Origin of the sequence: Haladaptatus pallidirubidus (assembly GCF_020700235.1) — an archaeon.
Lineage (GTDB): Archaea > Halobacteriota > Halobacteria > Halobacteriales > Haladaptataceae > Haladaptatus > Haladaptatus pallidirubidus.
This window is the reverse complement of record NZ_CP085301.1, coordinates 220449-243295: the sequence shown is the minus strand read 5'-3', so window position 1 is coordinate 243295 and position 22847 is coordinate 220449. Positions and strand designations below refer to the sequence as shown.

Genomic DNA, 22847 nt, shown 5'->3' with positions numbered 1-22847 from the left:
TGAATGGCACGAACTGTTACACACAGACTGGAGAAAAGCGCCCTCGTTCTCGGTTTTCTGGCGCTCACTGCGGGCGTTCTCGTGGCACACGAGTCGCCCGCGCGGGCGTACGAACTATCGATTTATCGGGGGACGCCCGCGCTCTTTTGGGTCGGAATCGGCTTCGCTCTCCTGACCGGCGTCGCCGTCGCGGTGTCCGCACCCGACTGGTATCGCTCGCTCGCGCTCGCTCTCGGCGGGATGAGCGTCTTGTCCGTCGCCTCGCTCCCGGTTATACGAGGCTATCACTTCTACGGAGCGGGAGATTCGCTGACGCACCTCGGCTGGGCGCGGGATATCGTCTTGGGGACGATGGAACCATACGAACTGCTGTATCCCGGCACGCACACCGTCGCCGTCGTCATCAGCGAACTCACCGGACTGCCGCTTCGACGAGCGCTGTTAGTGATGGTGTCGGCGTTCGTCCTCGTCTTCTTGCTGTTCGTCCCGCTTTCGGCGCGGGTCATAGCGGACGATGACCGCGCCGTGACGTTCGCCGCGCTGGCGGGATTCTTACTGTTGCCCATCAACGCTATCAGCGTCTTCGCCATGCCGCATCCGACCTCGCAGGCGATAATGTTCCTCCCGTTCGTCATCTTCCTGCTGGCGAAGTACGTCACGGCAACCGACGGAAGTCGGTTGCCCCTGCTCGGCTCATCCGCGGGAACGCTGCTCGCGCTGGCCTCAATCGCTATCGTCTTCGTTCATCCTCAACAGGCCGCGAACGCAATCTTGCTGTTCGGCGGCGTGGTCGTCGTTCAGTTCGTTTATCGACTGTTCCGAAACGGGCACGCAATCGCCCGCCACCGCACGCTGTACGGACAGACCGTGTTTCTCGCGCTGGCGTTTCTGGCCTGGACGCCCCTCCACGAGCGGTCGGGCGGGACGGTAACTGCGCTCATCACGAGCCTCTTCGAAAACCCCGCCGCGGCGACCGATACCACGAATGCCGCGGCGAGCCTCTCGCAACTCGGCGGGAGCATCCGGCTGCTGTTCATGAAACTGTTTCTCGTCGGAGTGCTGTTCAGCCTCTTCGCTGGCATCTTCATGCTCGGCGGCCTGCTCGACCGAGTTCGCGGAACTGACGCGAGCGCGTTCAGCAAGTACGTCGCGGTCGGTATGATTCCCCTGACGGTGCTTTTCGGGGCGTTTTTCGCCGCGAGTTTGGGACAGTTCCACTTTCGGATACTTGGCTTCATGATGGTTCCCGTGACGATTCTCGGCGGTATCGCGCTGGCCCGCGGCGTCGACGCTCTCGAAACGAGGGTTCCGAACGACGGGCCGGTCGCGATGTTCGCGGGCGGACTGTTCGCGTTCCTGCTGGTCCTCTCGCTGTTGACGGTGTTCCACTCGCCGTATATGTACCAAGCCTCCGGCCACGTTTCGGAGTCCCAGATGACGGGGTACGAAACCGCGTTCGACAATCGCGGGGACGCAGTGTTCACCGGGCTTCGGTCGCCGGGAGAGCGCTACTCGGACGGGATTTTGGGGTACGAAGAGAGCAGGGAGGCGAGTTGGCGCGGACAGGCGATTTACGGGAGCGATTTGAACGCCACGGGAGAGAATTTCACCGCAAGACGGCTCGCGACGGCGTTCGAAGAGCCGCGGTATCTCCCGGTAACTGATTCGGCAAAACAGCGTGAAATCGACGTTTTCGGCGGCCTTCGATTCCCGAGAGAAGGCTTTAGAACGCTCGACAGCCACTCCGGCGTCTCGCGGGTACAGTCGGGCGGCGGCTTCGACCTCTATTACATCGAATAACGACGACGTGACATTTATCAAATAATGGATGCGAAAAGTTTCGCGCAAGGTTTCAAGGCGATGCTCGGCGCTCGAACAGTCCACATCGCCGCGAACGGACTGCTGGTGGTTATCCTCACCCGGTTTCTGCTGACGCCGACGGAGTACGGCCTGCTCGGCAGTGCCCTCGCGGTGTTCGGGGTCGCGGGTCTGTTCGCGGACCTCGGCACCTCGAAATCGGCGGCCAGATACGTCACCGAATACCGCGAACGCAACCCCGGGCAGGTGCCACACGTCCTGCGCTCCGCGCTCAAATACCGACTCATCGCAATCGTGTTGGTATTCGTCGCGTTCACGGTTTTCACCGACACGATTGCTCGAATCGCCAATCAACCCGAACTCGCGCCGTTGTTGGTGTTCGGTGGCGCCTACATCGCGATGTACTCGCTCTCGACGTTCGCGGTCGTCGTGTTTCAGGGGTACAACCGGGTGACGTGGAGCGCGATAACGAGAGCGACGGGGAGCCTCAGTCTCGTCGTTTTCGTCGTCCTCGGCGTGGTCGTCCTCGGCGGCGCGGTCGGCGCGGTAGTCGGGTACGTCCTGAGCTACGCGTTGGCCACGGTCGTCGGACTGGTCGTCCTCTACCGGAGATTCTACACGACGCACGCAGTGGGACAGCGGGAGGACGGCCTGAATCGGCGGCTCCTACGGTACAGCGTGCCGCTCACCGCGACGCAGGGGGCGAACGTCCTCGACAAATACATCGACACAATCCTCGTTGGCGGCATCGCCGGCGCAACCGCGGCGGGGTACTACCACCTCGCAAAAACTATCTCGGCGTTCGTCGAGGCTCCGGCGTCCTCGCTCGGATTCACCATCTCACCGACGTATGGCGAGCAGAAGGCCGGAAACGAACGCGACGCGGCGGCCAGATTGTACGAGACGACGTTTCAGCACGTTCTCCTGCTCTACGTTCCTGCCGCCGCCGGATTGATTCTCGTGGCCGACCCCGTCGTGACGCAAGTGTTCGGGTCGAGTTACGCCGCGGCGATTCCGGTCGTCCAGGTGTTCGGCGTGTACACCGTTTTGCAGGCGATAACCCTCATCACCAGCGACGCGCTGGACTACCTCGGCAGGGCGAGGGAACGTGCGTGGGCCAAGGGCGGAACCTCCGCGGCGAACTTCGGGCTCAACCTCCTGCTCATCCCCTCCCTCGGCGCGGTCGGCGCGGCCCTCGCGACCGTCGCGACGCACTCTGTGTACGTGCTGGTCAACCTCGCCGTGGTGCATCACGAACTGTCGCTGTCGATTCCGCGGCTGCTCCGCCACATCGGGTTCGTCTGCGCCATCGCGCTCGCCATGTCGGCGGTCGTGTTCGCCTCGCTCCAGTTCGTTTCCGGGTTAGTTTCGCTGGTCGCGGTGGTGCTGTTGGGCGGTGCCGTCTGGGCGGGGCTCGCGACGGCGAGCGGTTTACTGGACGTTCGGCGTGTTTTGAACGCCCTCGCGTAGATAGCGAGGATGGGCGAGTGGTGGATTCGTTGCGTGACTTTCTGCGAAAGCTGATTCTGTGGATGTGTGAACAGGAGCGATTACGACCGCGACGGCTTCATGAGCGTCTCGACCACAACAGCTCAACGGTTGTGAGAAGAGAATCGACCGCGACCGCAGAGGTCACGAAGCGTCCGCCGCGCCCACGCTCATCATCCACTCTTCCGGTCGCTCGTTCTTCCGCGGGCGTGGCAGACGGTCGGCAGTTGTAATTTTCACTTCATCGGAACAAATTTTTCTCCACGGAAGGCGAATTTACACCTACAGATCGAACGTCGCCGCTAAAATCTGCGTAAGGGTGTCGTAGACAGAGCCTACATCGAGTAGCAACGTCCACACCAGCGGTCACCCCACGAATTCTTCGGAGGGGCGTAACCGGCGGACGACGAACCAATCAGTCCATCCCTATCTCTCCGAAAAGAACCTGCGAAAATAGCAATCGGCCCATAACAAAGCGAATCCCGGTGTTGCGAAGGGACAGAGCCACGGGCAGGTCGGTCTGCCCCGGTGACCTTAGCTATGTCGATGGAAACAGCGAACCCGGAACGGGCGTTCGTCCTCGGACTGGACGGCGTCCCATGGGACTTGATTCGCCGATGGACAGAGGAAGGAAAGCTACCGAATTTCGCGGGGGTGATGGAGGAAGGTGCCTCCGGCCCGCTTTCGAGCACGACACCGGACGCCACGCCGCTCGCGTGGCCGACGATCGCGACGGGGGTGTGGCCCGACAAGCACGGACTCTACGGCTTCCAGCATCTGGAGCGAGAGTACACCCATCGAATGAACACCAGTGCAGACGTGAGGCGACCCGAACTGTGGGATATTCTCTCGCCCGCCGTCGTCGGCAACGTCCCGATGACCTACCCGGCCAGCGAAATCGACGGGACGGTCGTCACCGGGATGATGACGCCGGAGATGGACGAACGGTTTACACACCCACCCGAGTTCGGGAAGGAACTGAAGGAAACCATCCCGGACTACCGAATCGGCCTGTCGTGGGACGAGTTTCGCGACCGACCGGACGAGTTTCGGGAAGAACTCTCCACCCTGCTCGAAACCCGCAGGAAGCTGATGGGTCGGCTGATGGACGAAGACTGGCGACTGTTCTTTTTCGTCTACACCGCACCGGACCGCCTTCAGCACCTCATTTGGGAGGAAGACGCTCTGCTCGAACATTATCGCGAACTGGACGAAATCCTCGGCGAAGCGATGGAGTACGCAGAATGCCGAGATTCCGCGCTGTTCATCGTCTCCGACCACGGGTTCGGCCCCATCTCTCGGTTCGTCTTCCTCAACACACTGCTTGAACGCGAAGGACTCCTTCAGCGGAAGGGGGGTGACGGAACTCGCGGTGCACTCGTTCGCGTCGGCCTCACAAAAAACCGCGTTCAGGGACTTCTCTCCCGACTCGGCGTGAGCGAGAAATCGCTGGTCGAACACCTCCCCAAATCCGTCGTCGATACGGTCGCCGCGCAGGTCCCCGGCGAACACAACCTCTACGACGTGGAATTCGAGGACACCGTCGCGTTCGCCCACGGGTCGGGCAACGTTTACGTCAACGACACGATTCGGTTCGACCCCGGCGTCGTCGCGCCGGAGGACGTGCCCGCGATCAAAAGCGACCTGCGTTCGCTGTTCGAAGGACTGACAGACCCCCAAACCGAAAACCGCGTCCTCGACGTTCACGACGGCGACGAACTGTTCCCGACCGACCCCCATTCGCCCGATCTCGTCGTCAAAGGAAAGGAAGAGTACGAAACCGCGGTGTCGCTGACGAGGGACGTGTTCAGGGACAGCGGGAGCAAAGTCGCCAGCCACCGACCGGAGGGAATCTTCCTCGCGTGGGGGCCGAGCGTCGAGCACGGTTCGACCGCGACCGACGCCAGCGTCACCGACGTCGCTCCGACGATTCTCCACGCGCTTGACGAGGCGGTTCCCTCGGACGCCGACGGACGCGTGCTGAAAGAAATCTTCCACGACGGGTCGAAACCGGGGCGCCGGGCGGTTTCACAGCGCGAATACGGACAGGCCGGGAGCGCGACGGCCGTCGAAGCCGACTTCGACGACGTAGAAGACCGTCTCCGAGGACTCGGGTACATGGAATGAGTAGTGACGACTCGAACAACTCCGACTATTGGAACAGTTCGAGCGACTCGGAGAGTTCGACAGATGTTCCGTCTCCGCGTGGCCAAACGGTTCTTGTCACTGGAGGTGCCGGATTCGTCGGCAGTCATCTCGTAGACGCCTTAACTGCCGACAATGAAGTTCGCGTTCTCGACGACTTCTCGTCCGGAAAACGCGAAAACGTTCCGGAGAACGCGGAAATCGTGGAAGGCGACGTGCGCGACCCGAAAGCCGTTCGAAAGGCGATGGCGGGCGTCGATACCGTTTTCCATCAGGCCGCGATGGTCAGCGTTGAGCAGTCGGTAGAACACCCGCTTCGAAGCCACGCCATCACGGGCAACGGGTCGCTGGTCGTCCTCGACTGCGCCCGGCGGGAGGACGCGCGCGTCGTCCTCGCCTCCAGCGCGGCAGTGTACGGTCACCCCGAGTCGGTGCCGATTTCGGAATCGGCGCGGAAGACGCCAACCTCGCCATACGGCATCGACAAACTCGTCGCCGACCAGTACGCGCGGCGGTTTTCCGACCTCTACGGGCTTGAAACGGTTGCTCTCCGGTACTTCAACATCTACGGTCCGCGACAGAATCCGGAGTACAGCGCCGTCGTCCGGGTGTTCATGGAGCAGGCAAAAAGAGGCGAGGAGATCACCATCGAGGGCGACGGCACCCAGACGCGGGATTTCGTCCACATCTCCGACGTGGTGCAGGCAAACCTCCGTGCGGGAGTCACCGACCGAACCGGCGAGGCGTTCAACGTCGGCACCGGCGAGAGCGTGACGGTTCGGGAGCTCGCGGAGGCGGTTCGGAACGCGACCGATTCGAGCGCCGACATCGTCCACGTCGAACCCAGACAGGGCGACATCGACCACAGTAGGGCGGACTTACGAAGAGCGCGGGAGGGATTGGGCTACGAGCCGACGGTTTCGCTCCCGGAAGGGCTTCGGGCGCTCGTCGGCGAACTGACGGTCTGAGAGTATTTCGCCCGCAGTTCGTCTCGTCATCGCCGTCGAAGCTGTCGTCGAACTGTCTTCAGCCCGCCCATAACAAAGATAGTTCCTGCCAATGTGTTAATCGTGGAAGGGTGGCTCAGTGGTAGAGCACCACCGATTCGTCGGTGGGAGCCTGATAGGCTTCGCGTGGTTCGACTCCCGCCCCTTCCGTTTTCTGCGACGAGTGGATACGAGGAGTGAGAACGACACTCGAGATTCGGCGAGATTATCGAGAGTGAGTTCTTGAAGCGACGACTACAAAGATTGTGACCGCAACGACTCCACGTCACGACTGCGAAAGGCTGCGTCTTTCGCGGTACTCGAAAACCGCCGGTTTTCGTCGCTCGCAAACACGGTGGTTTGCTCACCCGAGAAAATCTTCGATTTTCTCCGCCCCTCGCTCGCGCAGTCACTCGCGGCTTCGCCACTCTCTCTTTTTTTCGCCCCCTCGTTGAAACGGAAAAAAGAAGTTTTCCATAGCACTGAAAACGCGGAGCGTTTTCAGGACACCAGGAACCGCAGGGAGGGCAGGCCACCGCTTGCCCACCCAAGCCGAATTCGGTCAACAGTGTTCTCGGATAATCGTCCTGCCGAAATCGGTGGCAAGTCGAACAGTCACTTACGGGCCTTGTCGGCAACGGACGAAGGAGAAGTGAGCGACTGCAAGGAGCGAGCGACGAGCGAGGGCGTGGCTTGCAGACGTGATTGCTGCAGTTGCAGTCGCTCCAGTTTTCCCCGATTTAACACCAACCAGAATTAATTCTTGTAACCTCTCAACACGGACACAAATTCGAAAAACTCGATTTCGCTGTCACCGTGGGCCGATGGGGGTTCGAGTCGTCGTAGGGTCTTCGTCTCGGAGACGGCTAGCGACTTGACCCATCGTCAGCACTTTCACTCGCGCCTCGTCTCGTCGCTCGGCGAGGTGTTCAAGGACGACGCGCAGGCGCTCGAAATCGTGTTCCTCGGTGAAGTTTCCGGGACGCATCCAGAGATGGAAGACGCCCTCCTCGGCGTCCGCGGCGCGGTCGATGCCGCGCTTCGCCGAACGGATGAGGGGGTCGTCCCAGACGCCCTCGGTGAGGTTTCGAACCCGACTCTCGGAGCCGAACAGGAACATCGAAGCCGGAACGTTCACCAATCCATAGTCGTCCGTTTCGGGAGTCACGAGGGGTGGTCCCGTCCTGCTCACGGTTCGGTCGATGAATTTGGCCAACGACCGGAATCGGGTGTTGTCGTACCAGAGTTCGGGTCTAGTTCCGCGATAGCAGGTAAAGCCGTAGGCCGCGAGCACGTCCCGATGGCCCACGCTGTTTCGCGGAAAGACGAACGATTCCAAATCGTAGCCGATGTCGTCCGCGATTTCGAGGCTGTCCCGTGCCTCGGCGACGGCGATTTCCCGGGTCGTTCGTTCGTCGCCGTATTCGACGTGTGAAAACGAGTGACAAGCGATTTCGTGGTCTGCGGTCGCGGCGGCGATATCCTCGATGAGACCGTCTGCGAACCAGCGCGGATGGCACTCCGCGACACCACCCGGGTCGCGATCGAACCAGTCGTCCGTCGGCGTTGCGTGGTCTGCGTGAGTTCCGTCGCACGAGTCGAGAAAGAGGTGACCGACGACGGCCCACGTTGCTGGAACGTCGAACTCGTCAAAGAGCGCGAGGAGACGTGACCACGAGGTTCGCGCGCTCTCGACGTAATTCGGAATCTCGGGGCGATCGTGGTACCCCCACGCGAGTTCGGCGTCTAGAGAGAGTACGACGGCGTTCATTCGTATCGAAACTGGGGTCGGCGGGCGATTAAACCGCGCCGACCGTTCAGATAGGTTCGGACGGGTAATCGATGCTTACCCGTCCGGTTCATTCGACTGTCACGCTCTTCGCCAAATTACGCGGTTTGTCGATGGGTCGGTCGAGCTGCGCCGCGGCATGGTACGAGAGCAGTTGCAGTTGTACGTTGGCCAGAATACCGGCAACGTCGGGGTGAGTGTCGGGAATGGTCAGCACGTCGTCGGCGTACTGAACGATTTCTTCGTTGGTTTCGCTGGCAACCGCGACCACCGGCGCACCACGTGCTTCGACCTCTTTCACGTTGCTCAACGTCTTTCGGTCGTGGCGGCCGGTGAACACCGCAAACACGGGTGTTGCGGGTGTTACCAACGCTAACGGGCCGTGCTTCAACTCGCCCGCCGCGAAGCCTTCAGCGTGTTCGTAGGAAATCTCTTTGAATTTGAGAGCGCCTTCCAGCGCAACTGGGTACACCGACCCGCGACCGATGAAGAAGTACGAATCGCAGTCGTAGTATCGTTTCGCGATTCGGTGGGCTTTCGTGTAATCGAGAATCCGTTGGACGTGGTCGGGAAGGTCGGACAGTGCGGACAGGACGTCCTGAACGTCGTCGCTTCGTCGCCCGACCGCGTCCCGAACGAGTCGCTCCCCCAGAAGCGAAAGCGAGACGACCTGCGAGGAGAACGTTTTTGTCGCGGCGACGCCTATTTCGGGACCGGCTCGGATGAACAGCGCATCGTCACATTCACGGGCCGCCGTCGAACCGACGACGTTCGTGACGGCGAGCGTCCGCGCACCGCCGGCTTCGGCGCGCCGCAGTGCGGAAAGCGTATCCGCCGTTTCGCCGCTTTGGGTGACGCCGACGACGAGCGTCTCTTCATCGACCGGCGGCGCAGAGACGGCGTACTCGCTGGCGAGGAACGTCTGCGCTGGCAGCCCGCGACTGCCAATAAAGTGGCTTCCCACGAGTCCGGCGTGGTAGGACGTTCCGCAGGCGACGAACTGGACGCGACGAATCCCCTCGAACGTTCCCGACGGGAAATCTTCGAGGATGACATCCCCGGTCGTCGGATCCGCGCGCCCCCGAAGCGTCTGCCGGAGAGAGGTCGGCTGTTCGTGAATCTCTTTTAGCATGTAATGCTCGTAGCCGCCTTTTCCGGCGTCTTCCGGATCCCAGTCGACAATTTGGGTCGGACGTTCGACAGCTTCTCCGTCGAGGGTCGTGATTTCGTGCTGTCCCGGTTCGATAACGACTACGTCGCCGTCGTCGAGGAAGATGACCTCGTCGGTGAAATCCAGAAACGCGGGCACGTCGCTGGCGAGGAAGTATTTCCCGTCCCGAACACCCAGCACGAGGGGCGACCCGGAACGAGTTGCGTAGATGGCGTCGCTATCGTCGGCCAACATTGCGACGGCGTAACTCCCTGAAAGCCGACGAATGGTTCGCCTGAATGCCTGCTCCGGTGTCGCTCCGTCCGCGAGTTGTTCTTCCACCAAGTGCGGGATGACCTCGGTGTCGGTATCGCTCTGGAACGTATGACCTCGCTCGCGGAGTTCCGTCCGGAGTTCGTCGTGGTTCTCGATGATACCGTTGTGAACGACCGCGACGCGGTCGGAGCAACCGGTGTGCGGATGTGCGTTTGCGTCGGTCGGCGGTCCGTGCGTGCTCCAACGGGTGTGACCGATACCGAGACCTCCGGCGGGAACTTCGGTTGCCAGCAAATCTTTGAGGTTCGAAATCTGGCCTTCCCGCTTGAACACCGTCGGTCCACGCCCGTTTTTCACTGCCAATCCCGCCGAATCGTAACCCCGATATTCGAGGTTTTCCAGACCGACGAGCAGTTCGTCCACGGCGTCGTCCGTTTCGCCGACGCGAGCGATGATTCCACACATCAGCGCGACACCCCCCAACTGACGTTCATACTCATTGCTGATCGGATGAAAGATGGCGTTTGTTCTGCTGTGCGTTGCGACCCCGACCTACTGTTTGTCTAGCGTTCGAAAATCTCATAGGTAACTCGCCTCTGTCGTGTCCTGAGCGCCGCGACAGGACTGCTGTCGAGGGCTGAACAGTATCTACGAATACCCGGATTCCACCTTTGTTATACACTCGCTGAACAGAACGAAGGCCGGTCTTAGGTGTGCTAAGACCGTCGTACTCTCTCCACTACAAAAAATAGATTGCGGCCTGTACCGTCTCAGACGTTGATTTCCGATGTCGCTTCGATACCGTCTCGAATTGGCATCACGATGTCCATCATCACGAAATCCGGCTGTTTCTCCTTGTATAGCTCGACCGCCTCGACGCCGTTTTCGGCCTCGTCAGCTATTTCGAAGTTCTCTTCCAGAATCTCACGCAGGAGGTTCCGCATAAATTCTGAGTAGTCGACAATTAGTACGTCATTCGCCATTCATCTTTCACCTGCGAGAGGCTTTGAAAGGCGGTAAATAAATGTTCCCCTGTGATTATCACAGTTAATGTTTGGTTAACGAACTCAATTGAGGCTGTCAATTATTTTGTCAATATCGATCTATATAACCAAGTCGAGACCCTCATCGGTCGGTTTCCGGATAATTCCGCGGGCAATTTGGTCGCGGATTCCCTGGGTGCTGAGGTTTTCTAACTCGTCACCCGTGTCGATGTGTTTCCCCGCGTGCGTCGTCACGTCGAGGACTTCATCCACGCGGATACCGATTTTCTGTTTATCGTCCGGACGGTCTAAGACGAGAACTCCCTCCCCCCGCTCGTCGGAATCAACCGAAAGAAACCGTTTCGGATCGATGATGGCAGTCGTTTCGCCGCGAAGATCCATCACGCCCTCGATGGAGTCGGACGTGCGGGGAATCCTCGTGACCCGTTTTACCTCCACGATGCTATCCACTTGGTCGATATTTATCGCACAGATGTCGTCGCCCAGTCGAAATTCGACGACCTGCGTCGCTGCGACCGGTTCGTCTTCGTCCACAGGTTCCTGTTCCGTTGCGCTCATAGTCAGCTAGTCTATACATCGAAGTCCGGAACATAAAACCCTCCCTCTGCTATCACGACGGATAATTTACTCATCTGTCTCCGGCGGGAACACGACGCCGTTCGCGTCCCGAATCGCCTTGAACAGGTCGGCGATGCTGTCGTCCGGCGCGAGGCCGTGCGTTTCGAGGACGCCGTGGAAACAGCGCGGCGAGTAGCGCACCCTGACGTTCGACTCCATCAGAAGGATGCCGAGAACGTCCTCTACCGCGGTACTTCTATCGACTTGCTGGGCGTACCACATGAGTTGACCGTCGAAGACGGTGCCCACGTCGTCGGAAAACAGCTGTTGGTGGCCGATTGCCCCCTCGGATTTGGCGGAGATATGAAACCCGTAGCGCGAGTCCACGTCGTCTAAGTCTTCTTCCAACCATCTGCGAACGTCGCGTGAGTCGATGTTCGGCTCTTGCTGTGTCTGCGGCGGTTGCGAGCCGGTTTCAGCCGCTTCAACGGATAGTCCCTGCGGCGGGGATTCGGCTTCCGGTGCAGATCCGGGCGTAGATGCAGTCGGCGCACCAGAATCGGAGGACTGCATTGGCGGTGAGGATGCTGAATCGGACGCGGATGCGGACGCGCTTCCTGTCTCGTCCGGGACGCTCGTTACCGACGGTTGTCCCTCGGCACCGATGACGTACCGTCCCTCGTCCAGCTCGACGACGTTCTCACTGTTCTCGATGTCAAGTTCCTCCGCCGAAAGGACTTTTCCCGTCTCCGTCTCGGATTCGTTCCGCGCTGGACCCATGCGAGTCCGCTACCACGGGTCGTCACATAAAATCACCAGCAATTCCCTTCCGTGAGAATACGGGTCGAGAAACAGACCCTTCACGTTATTTCGACAATTGTCGTCACGAAGCTTTATTATTGTCGAATGTCTTGCTCCGCATCACATGAGTATCAGAGCCTCACCGACCGCGCCGATGCCCGACGAACTGGCTTCCCCCCGCGCAAAACTCGTCTACCTATACCTCACGACGACGCGAACCGCGACGCTGGACGAACTGCAGAACGGTTTGGGTCTGCCGAAAATGTCACTTTACACCATCGTCCGAACCCTGCGCGAGCGCGACCTCGTCGAACAGGAGGGCGACACGGTTACGCTATCGAATTAGTCGGACTGCTCGTCCTCCTTCTGTTTTCGGACTACTTTCACTTTCACTCCGCTAGGCTGGGCTTCAATAGTTAACCGGACAATCGTCAAACATGAACGTCGAAACAGAAACGGGGCAGTCAAAGAGACGACCGTGGAACTCAGCAGAGGTATCCGGACTCTCCGCCAGCGAAGTCGCGGCGTACGTCCGAGCGTCAACCGAGGAAGGTGCGGTTCATCTCGAACGCAAAGGCGGGCGCACGTTCGTCGTCGCCGGCGAATGACTTCGTAACGCAGTTCGTCGCTCACTTCGAAGCGACCACCTATGCTCGAACCCGGCCAGCAGGCACCATCGTTCGAACTCCCGAATCACGCGGGAGAAACGGTCTCGCTCGACAGTTTCGACGGTAGAGTGGTCGTCTACTTCTACCCCCGCGCCGACACCCCCGGTTGCACCGCGGAGGCGTGCGGCTTCCGCGATTCGTGGGACGAGTTCAGGGAACGCGACGTTCCCGTCCTCGGGATCAGCGACGACCCGGTTTCCGACCTCGACAAATTCCGCGAGAAACACGACCTTCCGTTCGAACTGCTCAGCGACGAATCCGGCGAGGTCGCCAGCGCCTACGACTCCTACGGCGAGAAAAATATGTTCGGTAACACCTTCGACGGCGTCTATCGAAACACGTTCGTCGTCGGCCCCGACGGACGAATCGAACGCGTCTTCGCGGACGTATCGCCCGATGGCCACGCCGAAGAAATCCTCTCGACGCTCGAATGACGTATCTCTCACATCCGGTTCGCAGGATGCGCGATGAACCGCGAGACGAATCCGTGGCGCTCGTGCTTCGATTGGGCGATGTAGACTCCGAAGGGGTCGAATCGCGCGTCGAGGCAGTCGGCGGCGAAGTCGATGCGGAACTCGCGTTCGAAACCCTTCGGGTCGTCGTTCCGCAGGAATCCGTCGCCGACCTCTGTGAAATCGACGGATTGGACGCCATCGAAACCGCTGCCACGCTCGGTATCGGGTCGGGAGATGCGGAAGAGGATATGGAGTTAGACGACTCCTAAGACGAAAGTAGATGCCGTGGAAAATCACTATCTGAACGATACTACCGTCACGGACATTTTGACGTTCATCCCACCTTGTGCGCCAGCGATTCGTCCACGAACTCGATCGCGTCCGCATCGAATGATTTCGCGCTCGGAATCGAATGGCTCGTCGTCAACAGCACGTGGTCGGAGTAACTGAACGCGGTCACGGGTGACTGTTTTCGGAAAAATATCTATGTTCTGTTTCGTACTTCACAGCGAGTTCGAGACGGTTCGTATCGTCTCGAACTCGCCTTCGCCGTACGCGATGAACCGAACGTCCGCGAGCGATTCGGGGTCGAAGCGCAGGATTTTTTCGCCGATAATTCGCGCCCCCTCGCGCAGGGCGAATCCGGCGACACCGCAACCGAGTGCCGGTAGTGCGAGCGACGTTGCACCGAGTTCGTCGGCGGTTTCGAGCGCGTTTCGGGTCGCATCACGGGCGCTTTCGGTCATCGCTAGTCCATCGCCGGAGTGAGGCATCGCCGCGGCGTGGACGACGTATTCCGCGTCGAGTTCGTAGGCGTCGGTCACCGCGACCTCGCCGAGTTTTACGGACTTTGGAAGTGGCTTCGTCGTTTATCGGGCCGTTCGCTCCACGTCGAAGTGCGCCCGCTATTCCGCTTCCCATTCGAAAACTGGTGCCCGCGGCATTGACGAGTACGTCCGCGTTCTGTTTTGCGATGTCTCCTCGAACGACGTCGAATTCCATACCGACGGTACATCGTCCGCAATCAAAATATTCGGGTTACTCGAATCGCTCCTCGACGTGCGTCACTTCGACCATCAGGTCGGGGTGGTCGGTGTCGGGGTAGCGCAGGGTCCACGAGCGGTCGAACTCGATTCCTCGATGGTGGCCCTTCAACAGAAGGTCGCCGAGCACGTCGCGGAAATCCTTGACGACGGCCTGCTCCGGCGGCTTCGTCGGCTGCGGTGGATTCATCATTACCTCCGTTCCGCCCTTTTCCAAATGCGTAATCTCGACCATCAGGTCGGACAGGTCGTCGTCTGGATAGCTGAACGTCCACGAGCGGTCGAACCGGCGATCGTTTTTGTACGCTGTACTCAACACCATCTTTAGCGTACTCCGGAACTCCTCGGGAGATGCCATCCAGAGGGGGACGCTCTGGGTGCGGCTCATGGAAAACGAACAGGCATCCTATCGGTATAAAACCGGTCGATAGTTGTAGGCGGTCAAGCGGCTAACAACAGTTCACAACGCGGGATACGACGTTAAGAGCCGATTAATTCTGTCCGTCAAGGGATTGTGTCGTCTGTACTTGTCGTTTTTGTAGTGAAAATGTATCCGGTTGAGTCCCGTGAATCAGCAGAAAATAGTCTGGAAAACATCATCAAATTACGCCGTTATAGTCGCCGAGCGCGAAAGTTAGAATGAGGGTGATATCAGTTGAAAAACTGTTCCGATACGAGAGAGCCGAACGCGGATTCGTCACGGTAAAATCAGCCGATGGCCGAAACGTGGACGAGGAGACTATCGGATGCGGCGCTCCAATTCTCGCCGGAGGAGGTGCCCGTCGGGAAGGTTGGCGAGTCGAACTACCCGGTTCCCCTCGCCGCGTCCGTTTTTATCCAGACGGCTCTTTCCGGCGAGTTCGATCGTCCGCGTTCCGAGTCGGCGGTCGATACGTCTCTGCCGGGTCGAAACCTCCGCTACGTCCCCAAATCCGAGTCGCCACTGCACTTCGTTCAACCACTCCTCGTACCCGACGATTTCGTCGTCGTACACGCGGTACGTCATGTGACCGTATTCGGCGACGTACTCCGCGGTTTTCACCGGGACGAACGCAGCGGCGAGCAGAACCGTCGTAACGGCCATCATCCTGGCCATCCACCACAGTTCGCGCCCGACCGCGAGAATCCCCGCGATGCTAGCCGCCCACAGCGGTCCGAGCAGACCGTAATATAAGTTTTTTATCACATCCGAAAGAAATGCATGTGCAACACCCGCGCGGGCGACCGTTTCACGATTTGCGGACGAACCGAGTCGAATCCAGTGACAAGATCGCCTCTGACGACCGTGACATCGTCCTTACGTTCAGTGACCGACTCAACTTGCTCGCTCAACAGTACACCGACTATCGACATGAGAAGCTCCTCCGACATTGTACAATCATCGCCGAACAACTCGATGGTGGTCGTTTACCGATTGTTGGCGTGAAACCCCCCGGGTTAGAGGCAGCGAATGGTTTGAGGAGACGAGTTCCACTTCCCTGAGGACGGCGAACCGGCCAATCTGCGCGTTAGTACAACATGCTAACCTTGAAGGGAGAGACGAGATTCGTCCCCCACGTTGGTACGAACGCACGCTTTCCGTCGCTCGTAGACGCGTTATCATTCCAGCGGTGGACGATCGTTCGGGCCGCGACTCGTTGGGCATCGAGGTAGTCGAGCGCCGCAAACACGTCTCGAATATCGTCGGCCGTCTCGTCGCTGGCTGTCGCGTCCGGCGTGTAGTCCTCACTGTCGAACTCCTCGTGTTCAACGGCCGGTTCCGGAATCGGCTCGGGGAGCTGGTCGAACTCGTCGAGAATGTCGTGGAGTGATCGGCGTTGCACTCACGCACTTCCAGTGGTGTCCCCGGAACGTGTTTGCCCGTATCCACGCACACGTGCTTGCCGGGGTAAATCTCGATTTCCGGGACGTCGTCATTCGCTCCCCACGCCTCGCCGTCGATGGCGAACGTCGCTTGTTTCAGTCCGTCAAGGAGCTCTCCTCGGTAGTCGGCGTGGATGCCGGTTTCGGAGACACTCACGTCCGCGTACGTGATACCGAGTTCATTCAGGACACGGATGAACTCGGGGTGTACCTCGCCTGTCTCGGGACAGCGGACGTCGTCGCCGCCGCCGAATATAAACGGGTCGTCCGCCTGTTGGATGAACACCCGCCCTTCTAGTCGCGGGTCATCTTCAGCCATCGTGATAGCCTCACCATCGACGTAATTTTCGGTGAGTCCCCACTTCCATCGGGCATCTTCATCAGCATCGGCTTCAGGGTGATCAGGATTCGCCCATGGCGAGAATGGTTGTTTTCCTGATTTCCCGGCGCGGCCCATCCATTGGGTGAGTTCTAACCGATCTGGTGAGTAAACGCCCGACTCCGGCGCGGTGAAATCAGCACTCGCCCATGTACCTGACCCCTGTTCGTCGTCAGTTGCATTTACACCCTGATCGTCAGAAACGGAATCGTCGCCGGATACGTGCTCATCAATACAGTCGCGGCAAATAAATGACTCACCGGATGCTTCGTGTGCCGTACTGCATAGGAAACACTCTGCACCCTGGATCCCCTCGGGTGCGGGTGTCATTGTGCCACCTCTCCCGACGCTGTCACCGGATTTAGTGTGGCTTTGAACTTCGGGTTCTGATCCCTACGATACGAGAATCGATCGTATGCCGCAATACTCGTAAGTAGAGGATTTGAACCTAAGGATTCAAGCCAAGGGTGGGATTTGAACCCACGTATTCTCGATTACAAATCGAGTGCTTGAACCACCCAAGCTCCCTTGGCGCACGTGGTGATTATGGCTACTCCTTTGAGTGGTTATCGTTTTCGAGCGATTTTTCCAGTTCGATTCGGTGCGGTTCGTACCCCCGGCTTCGGTACAGTCTTCGGGCGCTTTCGTTCTTCGCCATCACTTCCAAGGCCAATCGTTCGGCCCCTCGCTCGACGAGCGCTTTTTCGGCGGCGTCCAACAGCTCCGAACCGATCCCCGAATCGCGGTGTTCGGGTTCAACGTAGACGTTTTGGATGATGCCGCGAGTTGTCGCCTGTTCGTACATACCCGATTGCAGGTTGAACATCACGAACCCGACGATGCCCTCATCGCGGGCGACGAACAGGCTGTTTTCGATGACGTGGCGAGCGACGCTGTCGTGGATGGTGTCGCGGTTTTCATCCGGCATGAGGTGCGAACCGTGGGCGCGCTGGTCGCGCGCGAGCTCGACCCAGCGGTCGGTGATGGCGTCGATGTCCGCGCTCGTCGCCGCTTCTATCGTGACCATCTATCGTGAGAGCGCTTTCACCGCGGGGAGCGGGTCGCCGGTCAACATCCGGAGACACGCACCGCCGCCCGTGCTGACGTGGTCGAAACCGGAAAGGCCGAATTTCCGAATCGCGGCCGCAGTGTCGCCGCCGCCGACGATGCTGTACTCGGCGTTCACGGCCTCGGTGTACAGTTCGCGGGTTCCGTCGGCGAACGTGTCGTCCTCGAACACGCCAGCTGGTCCGTTGAGGATGACGGTTCCCGCGTCGCGAAGAATCTTCGAGTAGGCGGTGATGGTGGCGTCCCCGACGTCCATCGCGGCCTCGTCTTCGTTCGGTGGGAAGTCGCTACGCGTGATTTCCACGCGTTCGCCGTCGCGTTCGACCGCGGTGTCTTTCGGCAGGTGAATCTTGTCGCCGTAGGTTTCGAGGAGGTCGGCGGCGTCGTCGATGTAGTCCCAATACCCTTGGTCGTGGATGAAGTCCGCGCTGGCGTCGCCGAGGTCCGCACCGTCGGCGAACAGGAAGACGTTGCCGACGACGCCCGCCGTCAGGACGTGGTCGGCGAGGTCGCGCTCCAACACGTTTTCGGCGACGGCGATGGAATCGGACACCTTCGCACCGCCGACGACGTACACGCGCGGACGCGGCGTCGCGTCGATGTCGCCGAGGACGTCGAGTTCGCTTTCCATGACCCTGCCGACGTAGCCTGGAAGTCGCGTCGGAAAGCCGACGAGCGAGGGTTGTGAGCGGTGGGCGGCCGCGAACGCGTCGTTGACGTAGACGTCGAGTTCGGGGGTAAGACAGTCGACGAGATGTGTTTCGGCGGCCTCTTCCGCCGGGAACTCCATGTACTCCTCGCTGTAAAAACGCGTGTTTTCGAGAACGACCGCTTCGCTCTCGCGCAGGTTTCCGACCGCCTTTCGCGCGTCCGCGGAGAACGTCGCGTCGCAGTGGGTGACGGGATAGGACAGCAGTTCGTCCAGACGCTCCGCGTGCGGCGAGAGGCTTGCGAAATCGTCGCTTCCGGGTCTTCCCTGGTGGGCGAGAATCGCAACCTTTCCGCCGCGCTCCAACAGTTCGGAGAGGGTATCGACGTGCGCCCGGAGTCGCGCGTCGTCGGCGAGGTCACCGGACTCGGTCAACGGACTGTTGATGTCGATGCGCACGCCGAGGGTCGTCCCTTGGACGGCGAGGTCGTCAAGGGTCTGAACAGGCATACCTGTGCCTCCAACACCCCTCGGCATATGTGTGTCGGTAATCGTCACTGGAAATAAACACGGTTCCGAGTAAACAGCTGGAAAACAAAAGAATCGGACATAACTGTCGAACAATCGGAAGTATGCCGCCGTTACCGAAATTCGACCGACGACTCTGTCGGAAAGGTTTAATAGTTTGACCGGAACCGATTATCGTGTGGAGAGTTACCAATGGACGGCGTAAATGAAACCTATTCACGTGGGCGACGCCTCGTGGTCGAGCGGCCACTACTCGTGGTCGTCGGTCTGTTTGCGGCGCTTCTCGTCGTGGATTTCGTAAGCCGCCTGCTATCCGGAGACCTACTCGTGTCCGACATCGGTTCCCTCGTCTGGAGCGGACTCATGCGCGGACTCATTATCGGTCTCGCCGGAATCGGGCTTTCGATGACGTACAGCATTCTGAATTTCGCCAACTTCTCGCACGGCGATTACATCACGAGCGGCGCATTCGCGGGCTGGGCGGTGACCTACCTCGTTTCCGGATTGGGTCAATCCAGCCTCCCCGGCTTGTTGCTAGTCGGTGCTGGCGGAACGGTGTACGCGAGCGACCTCAACATCACGATTGCGACGACGCCGGTCGCGGTCGTTTTAGGACTAATCCTCGCCGGACTGGGAACCATTGCACTCGCACTGTTCATCGACCGCGTGGTTTACAAACCGATGCGTGATGCAGGCGGTATCACGCTGCTCATCACCAGTGTCGGCGTCGCGTTCATGCTTCGATACCTCATCGTGTTCGTTTTCTCGACACAGAACCGCGGAACGACGGCGTCACAGGAGATTCCCTCGTGGCAGCTTTTACTTTGGGACGGAACCGTTCCCGTGACGGCACACGACTTTACCCTTCTCGTTTCGACGGTAGGGCTGATGCTCGGCGTTCACGTCCTGCTCCAACGGACGAAACTCGGCAAGGCGATGCGCGCCATGGCCGACAACGAAGACCTCGCGCGAATCACCGGGATTCCGACCGAGCGCGTCATTCGCTGGACGTGGATAATCGGGGGCGGCCTGACCGGGGTCGCCGGTTACCTGATGGTTCTGTGGACGGGAACCATCGACTTCCAGTTCGGCTGGCTCCTCTTGCTCCCGATTTTCGCCGCGGTCATCCTCGGCGGCATCGGGTCGATTTACGGCGCGATTCTCGGCGGATTGGTCATCGGATTAACGTGGGACTTAGCCATCATCTGGATTCCGGGTGAGTTTGGTCGAGCAGCCGCGTTCGGGATGATGATTCTCATTTTGCTGTTCAAGCCGCAGGGACTGTTCGCAGGGAGGACGACCGCATGAGCGCACGTATCCGCGACTTCGAAATCAACGACACGGTGCTCATCATCGGCGCGCTTCTCGGACTGTACGCGCTGTACCTTCTGGCCGGGTCGGCGCTCGGCTACTCGTTCCGCGGCCAGTTGAACTCCCTCGCGCGCCTCACGTTCCTCATCGCAGTATACGGAATGCTGGCGCTCGCGCTCAACTTGCAGTGGGGGTACACCGGGCTGTTCAACATCGGTATCGCGGGCTTCATGGCTGTCGGGTTGTACACGATGGCCATCGTCTCGAAACCGCCCGCGGGCGCGACTGCGGGGGCCGCGACCGTCTCCGGTCTCGGCCTGCCACTTTGGGTCGGTATCATCGCCGGAATGCTCGCGGCGGCGCTCCTCGGCTTGCTCATCGCGCTTCCGGCGTTACGGTTACGGGCCGACTATCTCGCCATCGTAACCATCGCGATGTCCGAAATCGTCCGGTTCACCGTGATGTCGAACCAGTTCCAGAACGTCACGCTGTTCGGAAAAAACCTCGGAACCGGCGGCGGTCGCGGTCTGCTGTTGAACTACGACGACCCGTTGCAACCGCTGTTCGACAGCGGCCCCTACGCGGCGGTCGAAGACGCGCTAAATCCGCTCGTAGGGGGCAATATCGGGCCGGTGCTCGATTCGCTGACCTACGCAATCATCCTGATGGGCTTCGTCGCGGGGTTCTACTGGTTGCTCAAGCGAACCGGAGAGTCACCTTTCGGACGGGTTCTCAAAGCCATCCGCGAGGACGAAGAGGTGGCGAACGCTCTCGGTAAGGACACCGACCGGTTCAAAATCAAGTCGTTCATGCTCGGCTGTGCGCTGATGGGACTGGCGGGTATCCTCTGGCAACTCCGGCAGGGTGCCATCACTCCGACCTCGTTCAGACCGCAGGTGACGTTCTTCGTCTGGTTGGCGCTCATCATCGGCGGCGCGGGGTCGAACACCGGAAGCGTCCTCGGTGCGGCGGTGTTCGCTGGATTGCTGTTCCAAGGGCCGCTGTACCTGAAAAACATCATTCGAGAGGTGTACAGCGTCTCCGCGTCGCCGAACACGTTCGGCGACGCGGTCGGGCCGCTATTCGCGGGCAACGTCACGCCGTTCGTCGCCTACGCCATCAACAACATCAACGCGTTGCAGTTGGTCATCATGGGCGCCGTGCTCATCTGGATAATGCAACGCCGTCCGGAGGGCGTGCTCGGTCACCGCAAGGAAGAGGCCGCGAGCATCCCGCTTTCGCGGCCGCGCGGTGGCAGCACGCCGGAACCGAAACCCGCGACCGACGGCGGCGTCGAGGGAGGTGACGAGAGATGACCGCGAGCGAATCCGAACAGACCGAAACGCTCGATATCAGCCGTGATGCGACCGATTTGAGCGAAACGCCGCTTCGCATCGAAAACCTCCGGAAGACGTTCGGCGGGATTACGGCGGTTGACGGCGCAACGTTCTCCGTCGAACAGGGGTCGTTCACCGGACTCATCGGGCCGAACGGGGCCGGAAAATCCACCACGTTCAACCTCATCACCGGCGTCTACCAACCGGACAGCGGCGCAGTGTACTTCGACGACGAGGACATCACCGGCCAGCGACCGTACCAAATCGCCAATCGAGGACTGGTACGGACGTTCCAAATCGCTCGAGAACTCGCGGAGATGACGGTACTCGAAAACATGATGCTCGCGCCGAAAGGGCAGGACGGCGAGAAGCTTTGGCGGTCGGTGACGCCGGGGCTTCGCGGCAACGTGGAGCAACAGGAAGAAAAAGTGCTCTCACGCGCGTGGGAGATGCTCGACTTCTTCGAAATCGACCATCTCGCGGGGGAGTACGCGGGTAACCTCTCCGGCGGCCAGCGGAAACTGCTGGAGATGGCGCGGGCGCTCATGACCGATCCGCAGATGGTGCTGTTGGACGAACCGCTGGCGGGGGTCAACCCGTCGCTGGAGAAAAAACTGCTGAAACACGTCCACGAACTACGCGAACGTGGCTACACGTTCCTGCTCGTGGAACACGATATGGACGTCATCATGAACAACTGCGAACGCGTTATCGTCATGCATCAAGGGAAGGTGCTCGCCGAGGGCGAACCGGCGGAAATTCGCTCGAACGAGCAGGTTATCGACGCCTATCTGGGGGACGAAGTCTAATGGCGCTGCTCGAAATCGACGCCCTCGACGCGGGGTACGGCGAAGACCTCCAAATCCTCGACGACGTGGATATGCGCGTCGAAGATGGCGAATACGTCACCATTGTCGGGCCGAACGGCGCGGGGAAATCGACCGTGATGAAATCCGTCTTCGGACTGACGACGTACATGGGCGGGACGGTCAGCTTCGACGGAACGGAAATCCAGCAGAAAACGCCCGAGGACATCATCCATTTGGGACTCGGCTACGTCCCACAGAACGACAACGTGTTCGGGTCGCTCTCCGTGCAGGAGAACTTGGAGATGGGCGCGTACATTCTGGACGAGGTTCCGGAAGACGCGCTCGCCGAGGTGTTCGACCGCTTCCCGATTCTCCACGAACGGAGAGACCAGAAGGCGGGGACGATGTCCGGCGGTCAACAACAGATGCTTGCCATGGGACGGGCGCTGATGCTCGACCCCGACCTGTTGATGCTGGACGAACCCAGCGCGGGATTGGCTCCCGACCTGGTCACCGAGATGTTCGACAAGGTGGACGAAATTAACGACTCCGGAACGGCCATTCTGATGGTCGAACAGAACGCGAAGGAGGCCTTGCGACGGTGCGACCGCGGCTACGTTCTCGTGCAGGGTGGCAACCGGTTCATGGATACGGGAGACGCTCTGCTGGCCGACGACGAGGTTAGACAGGAGTTCCTCGGCGGCTAAGAATTCGTTCGGTTC

At 59.9% G+C, this 22847-nt stretch carries 24 protein-coding genes, 2 tRNA genes and 2 pseudogenes; 14 read left to right on the top strand and 14 right to left on the bottom strand.

The window, feature by feature from the left end:
• Positions 1–3: 3 nt before the first annotated feature.
• The 5 genes from LIX15_RS01410 to LIX15_RS01390 all read left to right on the top strand — a co-directional run bounded on the left by LIX15_RS01410 (position 4) and on the right by LIX15_RS01390 (position 6608).
• Positions 4–1800, top strand: coding sequence for a hypothetical protein (locus LIX15_RS01410; protein WP_227775728.1), 1797 nt, complete (start codon positions 4–6; stop codon positions 1798–1800).
• 24 nt (positions 1801–1824) lie between these two features.
• Positions 1825–3288 carry a flippase gene (locus LIX15_RS01405; protein ID WP_227775727.1) on the top strand — a complete coding sequence of 488 codons (1464 nt, stop codon included), beginning with the start codon at positions 1825–1827 and terminating at the stop codon, positions 3286–3288.
• A 558-nt stretch (positions 3289–3846) separates the two neighbouring features.
• Positions 3847–5433, top strand: coding sequence for an alkaline phosphatase family protein (locus LIX15_RS01400; RefSeq protein WP_227775726.1), 1587 nt, complete (start codon positions 3847–3849; stop codon positions 5431–5433).
• The gene (locus LIX15_RS01395) at positions 5430–6419 is read left to right on the top strand and encodes an NAD-dependent epimerase/dehydratase family protein (protein WP_227775725.1); all 990 of its coding nucleotides are present in this window, start codon (positions 5430–5432) and stop codon (positions 6417–6419) included. The genes LIX15_RS01400 and LIX15_RS01395 overlap by 4 nt, the downstream gene beginning before the upstream one ends.
• Before the next feature lie 104 nt (positions 6420–6523).
• Positions 6524–6608, top strand: a tRNA-OTHER gene (locus LIX15_RS01390).
• A gap of 640 nt (positions 6609–7248) precedes the next feature.
• Here LIX15_RS01390 and LIX15_RS01385 read toward each other — a convergent pair.
• The 5 genes and pseudogenes from LIX15_RS01385 to LIX15_RS01365 all read right to left on the bottom strand — a co-directional run bounded on the left by LIX15_RS01385 (position 7249) and on the right by LIX15_RS01365 (position 11994).
• Entirely contained in the window at positions 7249–8208 is a 960-nt protein-coding gene (locus LIX15_RS01385) for a polysaccharide deacetylase family protein (RefSeq protein WP_227775724.1), read from the bottom strand.
• A gap of 88 nt (positions 8209–8296) precedes the next feature.
• On the bottom strand, positions 8297–10117 hold the full coding sequence (gene glmS / locus LIX15_RS01380; protein ID WP_227775723.1) for a glutamine--fructose-6-phosphate transaminase (isomerizing): 1821 nt from the start codon (positions 10115–10117) through the stop codon (positions 8297–8299).
• A 314-nt stretch (positions 10118–10431) separates the two neighbouring features.
• A pseudogene (locus LIX15_RS01375) lies at positions 10432–10635 on the bottom strand (response regulator); the annotation flags it as partial.
• A gap of 120 nt (positions 10636–10755) precedes the next feature.
• Positions 10756–11214 carry a chemotaxis protein CheW gene (locus tag LIX15_RS01370; protein WP_227775722.1) on the bottom strand — a complete coding sequence of 153 codons (459 nt, stop codon included), beginning with the start codon at positions 11212–11214 and terminating at the stop codon, positions 10756–10758.
• Positions 11215–11280: 66 nt separating this feature from the next.
• Positions 11281–11994 (bottom strand): DUF7500 family protein, encoded by a 714-nt coding sequence (locus LIX15_RS01365; protein WP_227775721.1) that lies wholly within the window; start codon positions 11992–11994, stop codon positions 11281–11283.
• Between the two features lie 145 nt (positions 11995–12139).
• Between LIX15_RS01365 and LIX15_RS01360 the strand changes: the two genes are divergently transcribed.
• From LIX15_RS01360 to LIX15_RS01345, 4 genes are all read left to right on the top strand, one after another.
• On the top strand, positions 12140–12361 hold the full coding sequence (locus tag LIX15_RS01360; protein ID WP_227775720.1) for a helix-turn-helix domain-containing protein: 222 nt from the start codon (positions 12140–12142) through the stop codon (positions 12359–12361).
• Positions 12362–12452: 91 nt separating this feature from the next.
• Entirely contained in the window at positions 12453–12623 is a 171-nt protein-coding gene (locus LIX15_RS01355; protein WP_227775719.1) for a hypothetical protein, read from the top strand.
• Positions 12624–12664: 41 nt separating this feature from the next.
• Positions 12665–13117, top strand: coding sequence for a thioredoxin-dependent thiol peroxidase (gene bcp, locus LIX15_RS01350; protein ID WP_227775718.1), 453 nt, complete (start codon positions 12665–12667; stop codon positions 13115–13117).
• Positions 13114–13407: a hypothetical protein gene (locus LIX15_RS01345; RefSeq protein WP_227775717.1), complete on the top strand. Its 294-nt coding sequence runs from the start codon at positions 13114–13116 to the stop codon at positions 13405–13407. Before bcp ends, LIX15_RS01345 begins: the two co-directional genes overlap by 4 nt.
• Before the next feature lie 65 nt (positions 13408–13472).
• Here the strand turns inward: LIX15_RS01345 and LIX15_RS32675 are convergent, their stop codons facing one another.
• From LIX15_RS32675 to LIX15_RS01320, 6 genes and pseudogenes are all read right to left on the bottom strand, one after another.
• Positions 13473–13598 (bottom strand): hypothetical protein, encoded by a 126-nt coding sequence (locus LIX15_RS32675; protein WP_265338398.1) that lies wholly within the window; start codon positions 13596–13598, stop codon positions 13473–13475.
• A gap of 43 nt (positions 13599–13641) precedes the next feature.
• Positions 13642–14140 (bottom strand): annotated as a pseudogene (locus LIX15_RS01340) (macro domain-containing protein).
• A 36-nt stretch (positions 14141–14176) separates the two neighbouring features.
• The gene (locus LIX15_RS01335) at positions 14177–14569 is read right to left on the bottom strand and encodes a hypothetical protein (protein WP_227775716.1); all 393 of its coding nucleotides are present in this window, start codon (positions 14567–14569) and stop codon (positions 14177–14179) included.
• Between the two features lie 351 nt (positions 14570–14920).
• Entirely contained in the window at positions 14921–15367 is a 447-nt protein-coding gene (locus tag LIX15_RS01330) for a PH domain-containing protein (protein WP_227775715.1), read from the bottom strand.
• Positions 15364–15552, bottom strand: a complete 189-nt coding sequence (locus LIX15_RS01325; RefSeq protein ID WP_227775714.1) for a hypothetical protein — start codon at positions 15550–15552, stop codon at positions 15364–15366. The genes LIX15_RS01330 and LIX15_RS01325 overlap by 4 nt, the downstream gene beginning before the upstream one ends.
• Before the next feature lie 137 nt (positions 15553–15689).
• Positions 15690–16004 carry a hypothetical protein gene (locus tag LIX15_RS01320; protein WP_227775713.1) on the bottom strand — a complete coding sequence of 105 codons (315 nt, stop codon included), beginning with the start codon at positions 16002–16004 and terminating at the stop codon, positions 15690–15692.
• Between LIX15_RS01320 and LIX15_RS01315 the strand changes: the two genes are divergently transcribed.
• Complete coding sequence (locus tag LIX15_RS01315; RefSeq protein WP_227775712.1) at positions 15989–16342, top strand: hypothetical protein; 354 nt, start codon at positions 15989–15991, stop codon at positions 16340–16342. The two genes, LIX15_RS01320 and LIX15_RS01315, sit on opposite strands and share 16 nt — an antisense overlap.
• A gap of 540 nt (positions 16343–16882) precedes the next feature.
• On the opposite strand, the gene LIX15_RS01310 is transcribed toward LIX15_RS01315, so the two are convergent.
• The 3 genes from LIX15_RS01310 to LIX15_RS01300 all read right to left on the bottom strand — a co-directional run bounded on the left by LIX15_RS01310 (position 16883) and on the right by LIX15_RS01300 (position 18650).
• Positions 16883–16956 (bottom strand) — tRNA-Thr (locus LIX15_RS01310).
• 17 nt (positions 16957–16973) lie between these two features.
• The gene (locus LIX15_RS01305; RefSeq protein WP_227775711.1) at positions 16974–17450 is read right to left on the bottom strand and encodes a GNAT family N-acetyltransferase; all 477 of its coding nucleotides are present in this window, start codon (positions 17448–17450) and stop codon (positions 16974–16976) included.
• The gene (locus tag LIX15_RS01300) at positions 17451–18650 is read right to left on the bottom strand and encodes a phosphoglycerate kinase (protein WP_227775710.1); all 1200 of its coding nucleotides are present in this window, start codon (positions 18648–18650) and stop codon (positions 17451–17453) included.
• Between the two features lie 210 nt (positions 18651–18860).
• Here LIX15_RS01300 and LIX15_RS01295 point away from each other — a divergent pair, with 210 nt between their 5' ends.
• From LIX15_RS01295 to LIX15_RS01280, 4 genes are read left to right on the top strand one after another with little or no spacing between them, the layout of a single operon-like run.
• Positions 18861–19976, top strand: coding sequence for a branched-chain amino acid ABC transporter permease (locus LIX15_RS01295; protein ID WP_227775709.1), 1116 nt, complete (start codon positions 18861–18863; stop codon positions 19974–19976).
• Positions 19973–21295: a branched-chain amino acid ABC transporter permease gene (locus LIX15_RS01290; protein WP_227775708.1), complete on the top strand. Its 1323-nt coding sequence runs from the start codon at positions 19973–19975 to the stop codon at positions 21293–21295. Before LIX15_RS01295 ends, LIX15_RS01290 begins: the two co-directional genes overlap by 4 nt.
• Complete coding sequence (locus tag LIX15_RS01285; protein WP_227775707.1) at positions 21292–22125, top strand: ABC transporter ATP-binding protein; 834 nt, start codon at positions 21292–21294, stop codon at positions 22123–22125. The genes LIX15_RS01290 and LIX15_RS01285 overlap by 4 nt, the downstream gene beginning before the upstream one ends.
• Complete coding sequence (locus LIX15_RS01280) at positions 22125–22832, top strand: ABC transporter ATP-binding protein (protein ID WP_227775706.1); 708 nt, start codon at positions 22125–22127, stop codon at positions 22830–22832. The genes LIX15_RS01285 and LIX15_RS01280 overlap by 1 nt, the downstream gene beginning before the upstream one ends.
• Positions 22833–22847: the final 15 nt, after the last annotated feature.